The sequence below is a fragment of the Streptomyces sp. PTL18 genome (assembly GCF_059510295.1).
This window is the reverse complement of sequence record NZ_JCAJZO010000017.1, coordinates 129627-144065: the sequence shown is the minus strand read 5'-3', so window position 1 is coordinate 144065 and position 14439 is coordinate 129627. Positions and strand designations below refer to the sequence as shown.

Below are 14439 nucleotides of genomic sequence, written 5' to 3'. Positions count from 1 at the left end.
GCGGGGTCGGACACGAACGAGCGGCGGTGGCGGGATGTGTTCGACGACACGAACATGTGACGTGCCCCGCGGCCGTCTCCGGCGGCGGGGCACGGTGAGTGGGGACGTGGAACCTATGCGGGCTGGCCGAGCAGCGGGGTGCGGGTGATCCGGTGGGTCAGTACCGGCAGGAGGTCGGCGACTCGGTGCGGGCGGTGTGCCGCGATGCCGGGCGGCGCGGGGGCGAGCGGCACCAGCAGGTCGTTCGCGGCCGGGTGGCCCGACGTCCCGTCGGCGGCGCAGTCGCCGTGCAGCCACAGGGTGAGCATGTACAGCTCCGGCACTGACAGCAGCCGGGCCTGGCAGGGCTCGGTCAGCGAGGTCTCCGCCTGGAGCACGGCGCGCTCGGTGGCGGCGACGTAGGGGCCCTCGAAGAAGTGCGAGAAGGCCCAGCCGTCGGGCGTCAGCATGGTTTCGGCGGCGGCCACGGCGCGGCCCCCGGAGCGGATGAGGAATCGCCACCCGGCGAGCCGGGTGGCCGCTGTGCCGGCCGGGGTGATCCGGTCCAGGACATGGACGGGCAGCGGAAGTTCGGGGGTCGCGGGTCCCTGGGCCGTGCGCAGGGAGGGGGTGGGAGCCTCCCGGACCGCGGTGGGGGAACCGAGTGCCGTGAGGACGGAGCGGAGAGCGGGCGCGGGAGCCGGAGGGACATGCAACTGCATGGTGGGTCGCCTCTCATTCGACAGGCACAGGGGGCGCGAGGGCGTGGTGGGCGGGCGGACGGCGCTGTCAGCTCTCGGGGTCAGAGGGCGGAAAGGGGGTAACCGAGCCCGGACGAATGGCGGCGCTTGACGACAGGGCCCAGAACCGTGAGCGCCAACTCCCTGCCCCGTGCGCAAAGTTTATACGACGCGTGTTCATGCACTGTTTCATCGGAGCGGCGCACTTATGTCGGCAAGGTGATTTCCGGTCGGCGGCGGGCGGAGTTCTTCCTGGGCCCGTGCAGGCGTCAGGGCGGCGACCTCGGAATACTTGTCCGTAGCGGTCGGCCGATTCCCGTCGGTGTTTTTCACGAGACGGTTGCGCAGTGAAACTGCGCCCTGCTCCATGCCTCGTGAATGTGCCCGGCGACAGCGTAGCGGGTGACGGTCGCATCCGGGACGTTATCGATCGCGTTGCCTGGGCATTATCCCCCGTGACCCGGGACACCAGCGGCCGTAACGTCGGCCTGCCCATCTCAGGAGGGACGCTTCGATGGGAGAGAAGGTCGTCGCAGGGCCGTTCGACCTGTCCGATCGCCAGCACTACCGCGACAAGCTCAGGCAGTGCCTCCTGGGACTCGCGCGACTGCTGGAGGAGAAGCGGTTCGATCGCCCCAAGAACCTGATGGGCCTGGAGATCGAGTTGAATCTCGTCGGACACGACGGGACTCCGAGAATGATGAACGCGCAGGTTCTGGAAAGGATTGCCAGTCGGGATTTCCAAACAGAACTCGCCATGTTCAACCTGGAAGTCAACATAGCTCCACACAGGTTGGGCGACCGGGTTTTCGACCGGCTCGCCGAGGAGCTGCGGATCTCGCTCGCCTATGCCGACCGGAAAGCCAACGAGCTGGACGCCTCGATCCTGATGATCGGCATTCTGCCGACCTTGGACCGCGACGACCTGGTCTCGTCCAACCTGTCCGCGGTCGATCGCTACACCCTGCTCAACGACCAGATCGTGGCCGCGCGCGGCGAGGACTTCCGGCTCCACATCGAGGGCGTCGAACGGCTGGAGTGCAGCGCCCGGTCCATCACGCCCGAGGCCGCCTGCACCTCCGTCCAACTGCACCTCCAGGTCACCCCGAACCGCTTCGCCGACCTGTGGAACGCGGCCCAGGCGGTCACGGCGGCGCAGGTCGCCCTCGGCGCCAACTCCCCGTTCCTGTTCGGACGCGAGCTGTGGCGTGAGTCCCGGCCGCCGCTGTTCCAGCAGTCCACCGACACCCGGCCGCCGGAACTCCAGACGCAGGGTGTCCGGCCGCGCACCTGGTTCGGGGAGCGCTGGATCACCTCGGCGCAGGACCTTTTCGAGGAGAACCTGCGCTACTTCCCGGCACTGCTGCCGATCTGCGACGAAGAGGAACCCCTGCGCGTGCTGGACGAGGGAGGCGTCCCGAAGCTCTCCGAACTGGTCCTGCACAACGGCACCATCTACCGCTGGAACCGACCCGTCTACGGCGTCGCGGACGGCGTCCCGCACCTGCGGGTGGAGAACCGGGTGCTGCCCGCGGGTCCCACCGTCACCGATGTGATCGCCAACGCGGCCTTCTACTACGGTGTGGTCCGCGCCCTCGCCGAGGAGGCGCGGCCGGTGTGGACCAGGCTGCCGTTCGAGGTCGCCGCCGCCAACTTCGACGCGGCCTGCCGGTACGGCATCGAGGCACGCCTGCAGTGGCCGAAGCGCGGTCGTTACGGCGGGATCACCGAGGTGGCCGCCGTCGACCTGGTGCGTGAGGAACTGCTGCCGCTCGCCGAGGCGGGGCTGGCCGCGTGGGGAGTGGAACCCGCCGACCGGGACTTCTACCTGGGAGTGATCGAGGAGCGCTGCCGGCGGCGGGTCAACGGCGCGAGCTGGCAGGCCGCCATGTTCCACCGGGCCCTGGAGCGGGGGCTCGACCGGGACGCCGCGCTGGCCGCGACGACCGTGCGGTACCGGGAGCTGATGCACGCCGGAGAGCCGGTCCACACCTGGCCGGTCGGGTTACCGGAACCGGCGGGTGTGAGCTGAGGAGCCCGTTGTGGTCGTGGTGACCGGCCGCACGGTCGCCACGTCCGCCTCCTTCGACCGGGTCCCCCTGTTGAGCCCGTGCCCAGAGACAGCCGTATGGCAGAAGATGGGGACGAGGTGGATCGCTCAACTGGAGGCGCAGTGCGGGTGGAGGCAGGGTCGGTGGCCGATTCCTATACGGCGGAACGGCCGACGCGACGGATGTTCCGTGCCGAGACGCTGCTGGTGCTGGGGCTCTCGCTCGGTGCGAGCGGGGTCTCCGCGCTGATCAGCTTTGTCGGGTCGGTCACCAGACCGGGCGGGCTCAAGCACCAGGCGGCCACCATGAACGCCTCTGCCGCGCCCGGCCGCCCGTGGCTCGACCTCGCCTGGCAGCTCTTCGGAATCGCCACCGCGCTGGTCCCGGTCGCGCTGGTGGCGCACTTCCTGCTGCGGGAGGGCGCGTCGCTGCGCACGCTCGGCTTCGACCGGAGGAGGCCGTGGCCCGACCTCGGGCGCGGCGCGGCGATCGCCGCGGTGATCGGCTCCACGGGCATCGCCTTCTACCTGGCCGCCCGGGGGCTGGGCGCCAACCTCACGGTGGTGCCGGAGGCGCTGCCGAACGTGTGGTGGAAGTTCCCCGTCCTGATCCTCTCGGCGCTCCAGAACGCCGTCCTGGAGGAGGTCATCGTCGTGGGCTATCTGCTGCGCCGGCTGGGTCAGCTGGGCTGGACCCCCGGCACCACCCTGGTGGCGAGCTCGGTACTGCGCGGCTCCTACCACCTCTACCAGGGAATCGGCGGATTTCTGGGCAACATGGTCATGGGCGTGGTCTTCGTCCACCTGTACCGGCGCTGGGGGAGGGTCGGCCCCCTGGTGGTGGCCCACTCACTGCTCGACATCGGGGCGTTCGTCGGCTACGCGCTGCTGGCGGGCAAGGTGGGATGGCTTCCGACGGCGTGAATGGGCGGGCAGGGGTGTACGAAGGCGTTGTTTGCCCCCTGGTGTGCCGTCACGCGAGCAGTTCGCCCTCGATGACGGTGACCGCGTGGCCCGTGAGCAGGGTGCGGTCGCCGCGGAGTTCCGTGCGGACGCGGCCGGAGCGCGGGGACGCCTGCAGCCCGGTGAGCTCGGGGCGGCCGAGACGCTCGGACCAGTAGGGGGCCAGAGCGGTGTGGGCGCTGCCGGTGACCGGGTCCTCGTCGATGCCGACGTTCGGGAAGAAGCAGCGCGAGACGAAGTCGTACCCGCGGGAGGGATCCTCGGCGCGGGCGGTGGCGATGACGCCGCGCTGTGAGTGGCGGCCGAGCGCCCGGAGATCCGGGGTGAGGCCGAGGACCGTCTTCTCGTCGGCGAGCTCGAGGACCAGGTCGCCGACGCTCGGGCCGGTGTCGACGGCGGTTCGGGGCTCCGCGCCGAGAGCCTCGGCCACACCGTCGGGGATCTCTACGGGGGTGAGCGGCGCGGTGGGGAAGTCCAGCGTGACCGAGCCGTCGTCGTGTGGCGTGGCGCTGAGGACACCGGTGCGGGTGGCGAAGCGTACGGGGCCCTCGTGGGCGCCCGTGGTGTGCAGGACGTGGGCGGTGGCCAGGGTGGCGTGGCCGCACAGGGCGACCTCCGTGGCGGGGGTGAACCAGCGCAGCGCCCAGTCGGCCCCTCCTCCCCCCGGCAGACGGTGTGCGAAGGCGGTCTCGGCGTGGTTGACCTCGCGGGCCACCTTCTGGAGCCAGTCGTCGTCGGGGAAGGCGTCGAGCAGGAGGACCCCGGCCGGGTTGCCGGCGAAGGGGCGGTCGGTGAAGGCGTCGACGATACGAATCCGCATGGGCCGAGGCTAGGGGCCTGCGGCCGGGACGGCCAAGGCCAATTGCGGGCGGCTGGACTGGTGTCCCGTCTCGATTGACCTGGTCTGGGGCCAGGGCCGCGACCTGCGGTGACCAGAATCATCTGAGACGCGTGGCGGCCGGAAATCCCAGACGATGTGCTCCCTGGGGCGTGAATGGTGGCTGTTGTCTCAGACGATCTGGCCAGCACCGCTGCCGCGACATTCGAGTCCACCGGACGTGATCGCGCTCACCTATGCTCGGCCGATATGACAAGCACCAGCCCCGCGCCGAAGTCACGCTTTCTCGTCCTGCACGACTACGGCATGGGCGGTTCATGGTGGTGGGTCCACGCGCGATCGGCCCGAGAGGTCCTTGAGACCTTCGCGGAGGTCGAGGTGGTCGACAGGCCAGAGGCCATCGAGCGGGCTGACGGGGACCTCGACGAAGTCGACATCGACGAGCCGACCATGCCTCCGGGCCTGGACGAGCTGCGAGCCAAGCGCAACGCACAACGCGGCCGCCCTGGTTTCGGCGCGCTTGCGGAGCGGAGCATCGTGCACCTTCGGCGCCGCTGGGATGGCGACGGCGATGAACCCGCGACCTACTTCATCGAGGTCGGCTCCAATGGCCGCAGGTTGCGTCAGGTGGAGCTCGCCGACGACGGAACCGCGCTGAAGAGCGGCCCCGACGACTGGACGTTCAATCCGCCAGTTGTGGACCTCTTCGACCCTGAGTGGGCGGACAAGGAAATCGACCCGGATGAGTTCGAGGCAGCATGGCTTCGAGCATCGCACGTCGACAGCGCGTGACAAGGGGTCGTCTTCACCTGCGATGTGCACTCTGGCCCGACCTTTTCGACCGGGGGTCGGCGTCTCGGTGGGCGTGGTGGAGTGGTTGTGGCACATGTGCCGGATGGGATGACGGCTGGGGCGGGGGTATGCCTTGCGCCTGTCTCACCTGTCTCATCACAAGACGCCCGGTGGCAGCCGGTCCCGCTCCGGCCACGACTCGAACTCGACCTGCCTGAGTCGCGCGACCAGGTGCGCTGAGACGGGAGCCCGAACGACTGCTGCGGCAGAGGCTTGTCATGCGAACAGTCCCGATATATCGTTGAAGCATCGCGACAGATCAACGATGGAATGGAGTGGTTGTGTTGCGTACCCGTGGACAGGACTTCGGATACGAGCGACACGGACACCACGGCGGCCCCGGCCGTCAGATGGGGGGCGGTTTCGACGGTCGGCGCGAAGCCTTCGGGCCCTTCGGGCCGGGCGGACCCGGTGGCCCCGGCTTCGGCGGGGGGCCGGGCTTCTTCGGCCCGGGTGGCCCCTGGGGCGGACGCGGCCGGGGCGGCCCGCGGGGCAGGGCGCGACGCGGCGACGTGCGGGCGTCGATCCTGGCCCTCCTCAGGGACCGGCCCATGCACGGCTACGAGATGATCCAGGAGATCGCCGAGCGCAGCGGGGGGGCGTGGAAGCCCAGCCCTGGCTCGGTGTACCCGACCCTCCAACTGCTGGAGGACGAGGGCCTGATCACCAGTGAGAGCGAGGGGGGCAAGAAGCTCTTCTCGCTCACCGAACCGGGTCGCGCAGCGGCCGACGAGGGCCCCGACGCCCCCTGGGAGGAGGCCTCGCGCGGCGTCGACTGGGAGGCGCTGCACGAGATCCGGCAGGCCGGTGTCGGTCTGATGGAGGCGTTCGGCCAGGTCTGGAAGACCGGTGACAAGGACCAGCGCGACAAGGCCCTCGCCGTCATCAACGAGGCCCGCAAGAAGCTCTACCTGATCCTCGCCGACGAGCACTGACGGCACGGTGAGGTCCGGCGCCCCGCGGCACCGCGTCCGCGGGGCGCCTTCGTGTCGCCGTAGGTCCTCTCAGGAGAGCAGTGCGTCCAGCCTGCGCAGCGACTCGTTCAGCGCGGCCGTCGCCGAGTCCTTCAGCCTGCCCGCCATGAGGGAGACCGCCGCGCCGGTGAACTCCCCGTCGACACGCACCGAGGTGGCTCCGCCGTCCGGCGTCAGCGTGTAGCGGGTGGCGAGGTCCACCGCCATCGGTCCCTTGCCGCGGATGGACAGCACCCGCCCCGGGCGCAGTTCGTCGATGGTCCAGGTGACCTCGGCCGGGAAGCCCATGAGCTTCATGTTCTCCGCGAAGGTCCCGCCCACCTCGAGGGTTTCGGGACCGCCCCTCGGGAAGCCGGTGTGGGTCGCGTTCCACCGGCCGTACGCCGACCAGTCGGTGAGTGTGGCCCACACCTTCTCGGCGGGGGCCTCGATGCGAGCTTCCGCGCTGACTTCGGCCATGCGACCACCCCTTCGCGTCCGCTGCTGCGCCGGGCGCAGCTCGTGGTGTCGCGGAACGTAGCTGCAGGCTCCGCACTATTCAATACTGATGAGCAGTCAGATGTGGCGGCGCCGATCGCGCACCGGCGGCGGTCGGGACCGGCGCCCGGGCCCTGAGGGGAAACGGCGTGCTGTCATCCGTAAGGAGGAGAACCGGGTCGGCCATGCCCAACCTGTGTCGGACGCGCACATGCTGCTCGCCGAGGACGACTCCGAGCGCTGGGCCTGATGGGGTGGAGGATGTGCCACCCCATCATGTCCGGCAACCGGCTGCCGAAGGCGCCACGCACCAGCCCCCGTTCGATGCCAGGGTCACCGCGGAGCTGGCGGCGGTGCTCTCCGCCGCACGCAGGAGGGCGCTGCGCGACGGGGACCGACAGATCGACACCGCCCATCTGCTGCACACGCTGTTGGAGTCCGACCCCGAGGTGCGCGCCGTCTTCGACGGGCCGCAGGTGGCCCGGCTGCTCGGCTACCTCGTCCAGCGCGCCATCGGCTACGGCCTGCGCTGGCGGACCGGCGTGGAGGGCTCGGGCGTGGTGCCGGTGCCCAAGGACCCGGACGGCTGGTCGCCGGCCGCGGCCGCAGCCCTGGGCGCGGCGCACGGGCGTGCTGCAGGGCGCGGCGACACCCGCGCACGCGGGCTCGACCTGCTCGCGGCGATGGTCGCGGACCCGGAGTCACGGGCCGTCGAGGTCCTCGCCCGTGCGGGCGTCGGCGCGCGGGCGCCGGCCGACCGGATCGCGGCGGCGGGCGCGGTTGCGTCCAGCCGCCGAGACAGGAGCTACCAGAGGTGACGCTCATGTCGTCGCCTGTCATCATGTGCCGGTGCACAGGTCTCAGGGCAGTCAGCGCAAGAGGGGCAGAGGTGTCGGGCTGGGGCTCGCGCTCGCGTCCGCCGTCGCCTTCGGTGGATCGGGCGTGGCGGCCAAGCCGCTGATCCAGGCGGGGCTCGACCCCCTGCACGTGGTGTGGCTGCGGGTCACGGGGGCCGCTCTCGTGATGCTTCCGCTCGCCGTACGCCACCGGGCCCTGCTGCGCCGACGCCCCGCCCTGCTCGCCGGGTTCGGACTGCTCGCCGTGGCCGGTGTCCAGGCCTGCTACTTCGCCGCGCTCTCCCGCATACCCGTCGGTGTCGCGCTGCTCATCGAGTATCTGGCGCCCGCGCTCGTCCTGGGCTGGGTGCGCTTCGTGCAGCGGCGGCCGGTGACGCGCGCCGCGGCGGTCGGTGTGGTCCTCGCGGTCGGCGGACTGGCCTGCGTCGTCGAGGTGTGGTCCGGGCTCGACTTCGACCCCCTCGGACTGCTGCTCGCGCTCTGCGCCGCCTGCTGCCAGGTCGGCTACTTCGTCCTGTCCGACCAGGGCGGCGAAGCGGGTGACCGGGCCCCCGACCCGCTCGGCGTCATCGCGTACGGGCTGCTGGGCGGAGCCGCCGTGCTCACCGTGGTCGCCCGCCCCTGGACCATGGACTGGACGGTGCTCGCCGGCACCGCGGACATGGACGGCACGCCCGTTCCCGCCGCCGTCCTCCTGGCGTGGATCGTCCTGATCGCCACGGTCCTCGCCTATGTCACCGGCGTGCTGTCCGTGCGCCGGCTCTCGCCGCAGGTCGCGGGCGTCGTGGCCTGCCTCGAAGCGGTCATCGCCACCGTGCTGGCGTGGGTGCTGCTCGGCGAGCACCTCTCGACGCCGCAGATCATCGGCGGTGCCGTGGTCCTCGTGGGTGCCTTCATCGCCCAGTCGTCAGCGCCCGCGCAGGGCTCCGCGGAGCCGGTCCCGAGCGCCGGCGAGGAAGGCGAGGAAAGGGAGTTGCCGGCCTGCGAAGCCGCGGCCTAGGGTGTTGATCATGCATTCGGACGCGCTCGTTCTTCCGCCTCCGGCCGCCTGAGGCGGGCCCTCCGGAAACCGCGCCCGGCCCACCGCCGGGCGCAGCGGTGTGCTGCCCGCAGAAGAAGTCCACGGACCCGGCACATGACGGGTCCCCCGCCGAACTTCTGCACCTCTGCGGAGAAAACTCGTGTCGAATGCTGCTTCCGGCCTGCCCGTCGGGCGAGGCCTTCTCTATCTGATCGCCGCCGGTACGGCCTGGGGCACCGCGGGCGCGGCCGCCTCCCTGGTCTACCGGGCCAGTGACATGGGGCCCGTGGCCCTGTCCTTCTGGCGCTGCGCGGCCGGGCTCGTGCTGCTGGCCGCCGCCCGCCGGATGCGCCCGCGGGCCACCCCCACTGCCGTACCCGGGCCGCTCGGCCGCAGGGCGCTGCGGGCCTGCGCCACCGGCCTGGGGCTCGCCGTATTCCAGACCGCCTACTTTGCGGCCGTCTCCGCCACAGGGCTCGCGGTGGCGACCGTCGTCACCCTGGGCGCCGGCCCCGTCCTCATCGCCCTCGGCGCCCGCTTCGCCCTCGGGGAGCGGCTCGGGCGCGGCGGGGTGAGCGCCGTCGCCGGGGCGCTCTGCGGACTGGGGGTGCTCGTGCTCGGCGGCGGTGACGCGACCGCGCGCCCGTGGGGGGTGCTGCTCGCGGTCCTGTCGGCGGCCGGCTACAGCGCCATGACGCTGCTCACCCGGTGGTGGGGGCGTGACAGCGGGGTCGACGGGTCCGCCACGACCGTGTCGGCGTTCGCGGTCACCAGTGTGTGCCTGCTGCCGTTCGCACTGGGCGAGGGGCTGCTCCCGCACGCCGCCCACCCCGTCGCGCTGTTGGGGTTGCTGGCGTACATCGCGGCGGTCCCCACGGCACTGGCCTACGCCCTGTACTTCGCGGGCGCGGCCGTCGTGCGGTCCGCCACCGTGTCGGTGATCATGCTGCTCGAGCCCGTCGGTGCGGCGGTCCTGGCCGTCGCCCTGCTCGGGGAACGGCTCACGGCGGCGACGTTCGCCGGCACGGCACTGATGCTGGGCTCGGTCGCGGGGCTCGCACTCGCGGAGGCACGCGGGGCCCGGGCGCGGCGGGAGGAACCGGTTTTCGCGTGACGGGACAGGTGGGGAACCTTGCCGCCGTCCCCGGACTCCGGTGAGGTTCCGCACGCGTGAGACGTCGTCAGAGGGCCGCCAGGTAGTCCGGCACGCCGATGCCGGGCGCCAGGCCGGCGTCCGGGAGCGGGGTCCCGTACTCCCTGCGGACCGGAACCACCCCGGCCCAGTGGGGGAGCGCCAAGTCCTCGGGCTCGTCGTTCACGCCGCCGGTGCGCAGCTTGGCGGAGACCTCGTCCAGGTCGAGGCGGATCACGGCGGTGGCGGCCAGCTCCTTCCTGCTGGCGGGCCGGGAGTCGCGCGAGCGGCCCGGCACCACGTGGTCGACCAGTGCGTCCAGGGCCGTCCGCTTCTCCTCCGGATCCGTGACCTGGCGGGCGATGCCGTGCACCACCACGGAGCGGTAGTTGATCGAGTGGTGGAACGCCGAGCGGGCCAGGACCAGGCCGTCGACGTGCGTCACCGTCAGGCAGACCGGAAGCCCCGCATCGGCCTCGCCCGTCATCCGCAGCGGGCGCGAGCCCGTCGAACCGTGGACGTACAGCCGCTCGCCGACGCGTCCGTACAACGTGGGCAGTACGACCGGGGCGCCGTCGCGGACGAAGCCGAGATGGCAGACGTGACCCTCGTCGAGTATCGCGTGCACCAGCTCCTTGTCGTACGACGCACGGCCCGCGGAGCGCGTGGGGACGGTGCGGTCGGTCGGGGTGTAGGCGGCGGGCTGCGGTGTCGGCTGCGGGATCCCCTGCATGTGCGCTCTCCATTGCACTAGTGCATAATTGTCTTTGTGCTAGGAGGATATCGGTTCACAGGGCGGCGCGCAGCGGAGATTGCCGCCGGCGTCGAGCGCGCGGTGGCTTCCGGGGAACTGGTGCCCGGTCAGCTGCTGCCGCCCCAACGGGATCTGGCCGTCGAGCTGGGCGTCAACCCGAACACCGTCGCGGCCGCGTACCGCATCCTGCGTGAGCGCGGCGTCATCGAGACCGCCGGACGCCGGGGCAGCCGGGTGCGGCCGACGCCGGCCACGACGGGCCGGGACCACATCCGCGTGGACGTGCCCGAGGGCGTACGCGACCTGTCGAGCGGCAACCCGGATCCGGCGTTGCTGCCCCCGCTGGCGGAGGTGTTCGCGGCAGCCGCCGCCGAGGGCGACCGCGCACCGGTGTTGTACGGCGACGTCGCCGTGGAGCCGGAGCTGGCGCGCCTCGCGCGGGCCGCCCTGGACGCCGACGGGGTGCCGGACGGCCCGCTCGCCGTCGTCTCCGGCTCGCTGGACGCCGTCGAACGGGTGCTCGCCGCCCATCTGAAGACCGGGGACACCGTCGCCGTAGAGGACCCCGGCTGGGGCAGGACCCTCGACCTCGTGCCCGCGCTCGGGCTGCGCACGGTACCCGTCGGCGTCGACGACGAGGGGCCGCTGCCCGAGGCGGTACGCGCCGCCCTGGAGGCCGGGACGCGCGCCCTCATCGTCACGGACCGGGCACAGAATCCGACCGGGGCAGCGGTGAGCACCGCCCGCGCGCGGGCCCTGCGCTCCGTGCTCAGGGAGCATCCCGGGACGCTCGTGATCGAGGACGACCACGGCCACGGGATCGTCGACGTGCCCCTCCGTCCCCTGGCCGGAGTCACCCGCCACTGGGCCCTCATCCGCTCGGTCGCCAAGGCGTACGGCCCCGACCTGCGCCTGGCGGTACTCACCGGGGACACCGACACCGTGGACCGGGTGCGCGGGCGGCAGCGGCTCGGGCCCGGGTGGGTGAGCCTGCTCGTGCAACGGGCGGTGGTCCGTCTGTGGACGGACGGCCTGGTGGACGCGCGGGCGGTCGCGGCGGAGTACGGCTCGCGCCGCGGCGCGCTGATCGACGCGCTCGCCGCGCGCGGTGTCCCCGCCCACGGCGTCACCGGGATGAACGTGTGGGTGCCGGTGCCCGACGAGACCGGCGCGGTCGCGCGGCTGCTGCACGCCGGCTGGGCCGTCGCACCCGGTGCCCGTTTCCGGCTGAACGCGCCGCCGGGTATGCGGATCACCGTCTCGACCCTGTCCGCGGACGACATCGGGCCCCTGGCGGACGCGGTCGCCTCCGCCCTGGGACCGGCCCCTGCCCGCAGCTACGTCTAGTGCTGTGGCCGGAGAGGTTCACCGGCTCGCGACGCCCGGCACGGCACCTCGCCGCGTTGTCGCATCACCCGCGTACATCCGGTACGCGGGCGATGCTCCGCCTTGCGATGCACCGCACCGGACGCCGCGAGCCTTCCGGCAAACCCTTCCGGCCACAGCACTGGGGATCGTCATCGGCACAAGGCTGCCGTCGCTCTTTCGGGCGACCTCCTCGCCGCCGGCCCTGTGCCGGGCGATACGTCCGTCCACCCTCTTGTCGTACTGGAGCCGTCCAAGGGCCTTGTAACCGCCCTTCCGAGGATGACCACTCGAAGGTTCAACATGGTGCGGCACGGGCCGGTCGCGGCGGTTCGATGCGCGCCGCCCGCGTCGGCCGGCTGCGTGAGATCAGGCCAGGGGCGAAGGGAAAGGCCGCCTCCGTGTGCTTCAGGGGGCGCCTGTCGGCGGTGCGGCGCGGTGATGCGTGGCACGGCACCCCCTCGGCGGGGACTTCCTCACCGCCGGCCTGATCCGAAGGACGGGCCCCGGTCCCGCTCCGCCTTCGGGCGGGACTGGGTCAGGGCCGCGCCCGCCAGGACGATCAGCGCACCGACCGGTGTCGACCAGGTCGGCGACTCGCCCAGGAGCGTCACGCCCGCCGCGATGGCGACGACCGGGACGAAGTACGTGACCATCTGTGCCGTCGTCGGGCCGACCTCGGCGACGACGCCGTACTGGAGCAGCATCGCCACACCCGTGCCGAGCGCGCCCAGCGCGGCGATCGCCAACAGGGGCAGGACCGCGACGTGCGTGGGCAGGGTGGTGAACAGCGGGGTGACGACGGCCAGTTGCAGCGTGGCCAGCAGCAACTGGCCGCCCGTGAGCGACAGATGCGAATGGCCGCCACCGGCCAGGGTGCGGCGGACGTAGATCCAGCCCACCGGGTAGCTCAGTGAGGCCAGCAGGGCCAGCGCCGTGCCCGTCAGGTCCAGGCCGTGGAAGCCCTGCCAGGCGCCGAGCACCGTCAGCACACCGAGAAAGCCGATGCCGAGTCCCGCCACGCGGCGCCGCGTCGGCCGGTCCTCCGACAGTGCCACCAGGGACAGGAGCATGCCCCACAGCGGCGAGGTCGCGTTGCAGATCCCGGCGAGCGTCGAGGGGATCGTCAGTTCCGCGTAGGCGAAGAGGGAGAACGGCAGGGCGTTGAGGAGGAGACCCGCGACCGCCAGGTGCCCCCAGGTGCGGGCGGAGCGGGGCAGACGCTCGCGCTTGACCGCCATGGCCACGGCGAGCACCGCCGTGCCGAAGACCAGCCGGCCGAGCGTGACCTGGAACGGAGCGTACGCCCCGGTGCCGACCTTGATGAACAGGAAGCTGAAACCCCAGATCAGTGAGAGGAGGGCGAAGCGGATCCGCCAGTCGAGGGCGGCCCGGCGGCGGGAGGCGGTGGTGGGGGTGGTGACGGTTCGCGGAGTGGTGACGGTGCTCATGGCCTCCACGATGTCCCCGACGATCTCGTAGCACAATCGAGACTTCGCACCTGGTACCTCGTAGCATTCCTTACATGTTGAACCTGGAGCGCCTGCGCACCCTTGACGCCCTCGCCCGGCACGGCTCGGTCAGCGGTGCCGCCGAGGGACTGCACGTGACCACCTCGGCCGTCTCCCAGCAGATGGCCAAGCTCGAGCGCGAGGTGGGGCAGCGACTCCTGGCCAGGAACGGGCGCGGGGTGCGGCTCACGGACGCCGGCCGACTGCTCGCCGAGCACGCGGCGCGGATCCTGTCGCAGGTCGCACTCGCCGAGGCCGACCTGGAGGCACAGCGCGGGCAGGTGGCGGGCGAACTGCGCCTGTCGGCCTTTCCCACGGCGGCCCGCGGACTGTTCCCCACCGCGCTGGCAGCCCTGCACGCCGACCATCCGGCGCTGCGACTGCGCTCGAGCGAGCTGGAACCGGAGGAAGGAGTGGCCGGTGTGGTGCGCGGTGACCTCGACCTCGCGGTCGTCCTCGACTGGTACAACAAGCCGATGCCGCTGCCGGACGGCCTGGTGAAGGCGGCGATCCTGGATGATCCGGCGGATGTGGCGGTGCCGGCCGGGCACCGGCTCGCCGGCCGGGCGGAGGTGGGCCTGGAGGAGTTCGCCGACGACGAGTGGATCACCTGGGGCGACGGCGAGTTCTGCCATGAGTGGCTCATGTTCACCCTGCGCTCCAAGGGAATCGAGCCGTGTGTCGGTCACCGCGCGGGGGAGACGCACACCCAGCTCGGGCTGGTCGCCGCCGGGCTCGGGGTGTGCATCGCGCCGCGCCTCGGGCGCGACCCGGTGCCGCTCGGGGTGGTGACCGTGCCCGTGCGGCAGCAGGTGCGACGGCACGTCTACGTGATCTGGCGCGCCGACGCCGACCGCCGCCCGTCGATCCGGGCGGCGGTGCAGGCGTTGCGGGCGGCCGGGGAGGCCGTGACGGCCGGGTGAGCG

At 72.0% G+C, this 14439-nt stretch carries 15 protein-coding genes; 10 read left to right on the top strand and 5 right to left on the bottom strand.

Annotated features, from left to right (window positions below; genetic code table 11):
- Positions 1-113: 113 nt before the first annotated feature.
- Complete coding sequence (locus AC5WS8_RS27565; RefSeq protein ID WP_496106182.1) at positions 114-701, bottom strand: hypothetical protein; 588 nt, start codon at positions 699-701, stop codon at positions 114-116.
- 532 nt (positions 702-1233) lie between these two features.
- Between AC5WS8_RS27565 and AC5WS8_RS27560 the strand changes: the two genes are divergently transcribed.
- Positions 1234-2751: a glutamate-cysteine ligase family protein gene (locus AC5WS8_RS27560; protein ID WP_496106181.1), complete on the top strand. Its 1518-nt coding sequence runs from the start codon at positions 1234-1236 to the stop codon at positions 2749-2751.
- Between the two features lie 141 nt (positions 2752-2892).
- Positions 2893-3693 carry a CPBP family intramembrane glutamic endopeptidase gene (locus AC5WS8_RS27555; protein ID WP_496106180.1) on the top strand — a complete coding sequence of 267 codons (801 nt, stop codon included), beginning with the start codon at positions 2893-2895 and terminating at the stop codon, positions 3691-3693.
- Positions 3694-3742: 49 nt separating this feature from the next.
- On the opposite strand, the gene AC5WS8_RS27550 is transcribed toward AC5WS8_RS27555, so the two are convergent.
- Positions 3743-4552 (bottom strand): PhzF family phenazine biosynthesis protein, encoded by an 810-nt coding sequence (locus AC5WS8_RS27550; protein ID WP_496106179.1) that lies wholly within the window; start codon positions 4550-4552, stop codon positions 3743-3745.
- A gap of 267 nt (positions 4553-4819) precedes the next feature.
- Here AC5WS8_RS27550 and AC5WS8_RS27545 point away from each other — a divergent pair, with 267 nt between their 5' ends.
- Complete coding sequence (locus AC5WS8_RS27545; protein WP_496106178.1) at positions 4820-5362, top strand: hypothetical protein; 543 nt, start codon at positions 4820-4822, stop codon at positions 5360-5362.
- A gap of 344 nt (positions 5363-5706) precedes the next feature.
- Positions 5707-6357, top strand: coding sequence for a PadR family transcriptional regulator (locus tag AC5WS8_RS27540; protein WP_496106177.1), 651 nt, complete (start codon positions 5707-5709; stop codon positions 6355-6357).
- A gap of 69 nt (positions 6358-6426) precedes the next feature.
- Here the strand turns inward: AC5WS8_RS27540 and AC5WS8_RS27535 are convergent, their stop codons facing one another.
- Complete coding sequence (locus AC5WS8_RS27535) at positions 6427-6855, bottom strand: type II toxin-antitoxin system Rv0910 family toxin (protein WP_496106176.1); 429 nt, start codon at positions 6853-6855, stop codon at positions 6427-6429.
- 88 nt (positions 6856-6943) lie between these two features.
- Here AC5WS8_RS27535 and AC5WS8_RS27530 point away from each other — a divergent pair, with 88 nt between their 5' ends.
- The 4 genes from AC5WS8_RS27530 to AC5WS8_RS27515 all read left to right on the top strand — a co-directional run bounded on the left by AC5WS8_RS27530 (position 6944) and on the right by AC5WS8_RS27515 (position 9865).
- Entirely contained in the window at positions 6944-7123 is a 180-nt protein-coding gene (locus AC5WS8_RS27530) for a hypothetical protein (protein WP_496106175.1), read from the top strand.
- Positions 7124-7127: 4 nt separating this feature from the next.
- Positions 7128-7691, top strand: coding sequence for a peptidase (locus AC5WS8_RS27525; RefSeq protein ID WP_496106174.1), 564 nt, complete (start codon positions 7128-7130; stop codon positions 7689-7691).
- Positions 7692-7716: 25 nt separating this feature from the next.
- On the top strand, positions 7717-8730 hold the full coding sequence (locus tag AC5WS8_RS27520) for an EamA family transporter (RefSeq protein ID WP_496106173.1): 1014 nt from the start codon (positions 7717-7719) through the stop codon (positions 8728-8730).
- 181 nt (positions 8731-8911) lie between these two features.
- A complete protein-coding gene (locus AC5WS8_RS27515; RefSeq protein ID WP_496106172.1) occupies positions 8912-9865 on the top strand; it encodes a DMT family transporter in 954 nt (317 codons plus the stop codon).
- Positions 9866-9932: 67 nt separating this feature from the next.
- On the opposite strand, the gene AC5WS8_RS27510 is transcribed toward AC5WS8_RS27515, so the two are convergent.
- Positions 9933-10616: a pyridoxamine 5'-phosphate oxidase family protein gene (locus AC5WS8_RS27510; RefSeq protein ID WP_496106171.1), complete on the bottom strand. Its 684-nt coding sequence runs from the start codon at positions 10614-10616 to the stop codon at positions 9933-9935.
- Positions 10617-10652: 36 nt separating this feature from the next.
- Between AC5WS8_RS27510 and AC5WS8_RS27505 the strand changes: the two genes are divergently transcribed.
- On the top strand, positions 10653-11984 hold the full coding sequence (locus AC5WS8_RS27505) for an aminotransferase class I/II-fold pyridoxal phosphate-dependent enzyme (protein WP_496106170.1): 1332 nt from the start codon (positions 10653-10655) through the stop codon (positions 11982-11984).
- A gap of 494 nt (positions 11985-12478) precedes the next feature.
- On the opposite strand, the gene AC5WS8_RS27500 is transcribed toward AC5WS8_RS27505, so the two are convergent.
- Positions 12479-13453 (bottom strand): DMT family transporter, encoded by a 975-nt coding sequence (locus AC5WS8_RS27500; RefSeq protein ID WP_496106169.1) that lies wholly within the window; start codon positions 13451-13453, stop codon positions 12479-12481.
- Positions 13454-13527: 74 nt separating this feature from the next.
- Here AC5WS8_RS27500 and AC5WS8_RS27495 point away from each other — a divergent pair, with 74 nt between their 5' ends.
- Positions 13528-14436: a LysR family transcriptional regulator gene (locus AC5WS8_RS27495; protein WP_496106168.1), complete on the top strand. Its 909-nt coding sequence runs from the start codon at positions 13528-13530 to the stop codon at positions 14434-14436.
- The last annotated feature ends 3 nt before the right edge of the window (positions 14437-14439 follow it).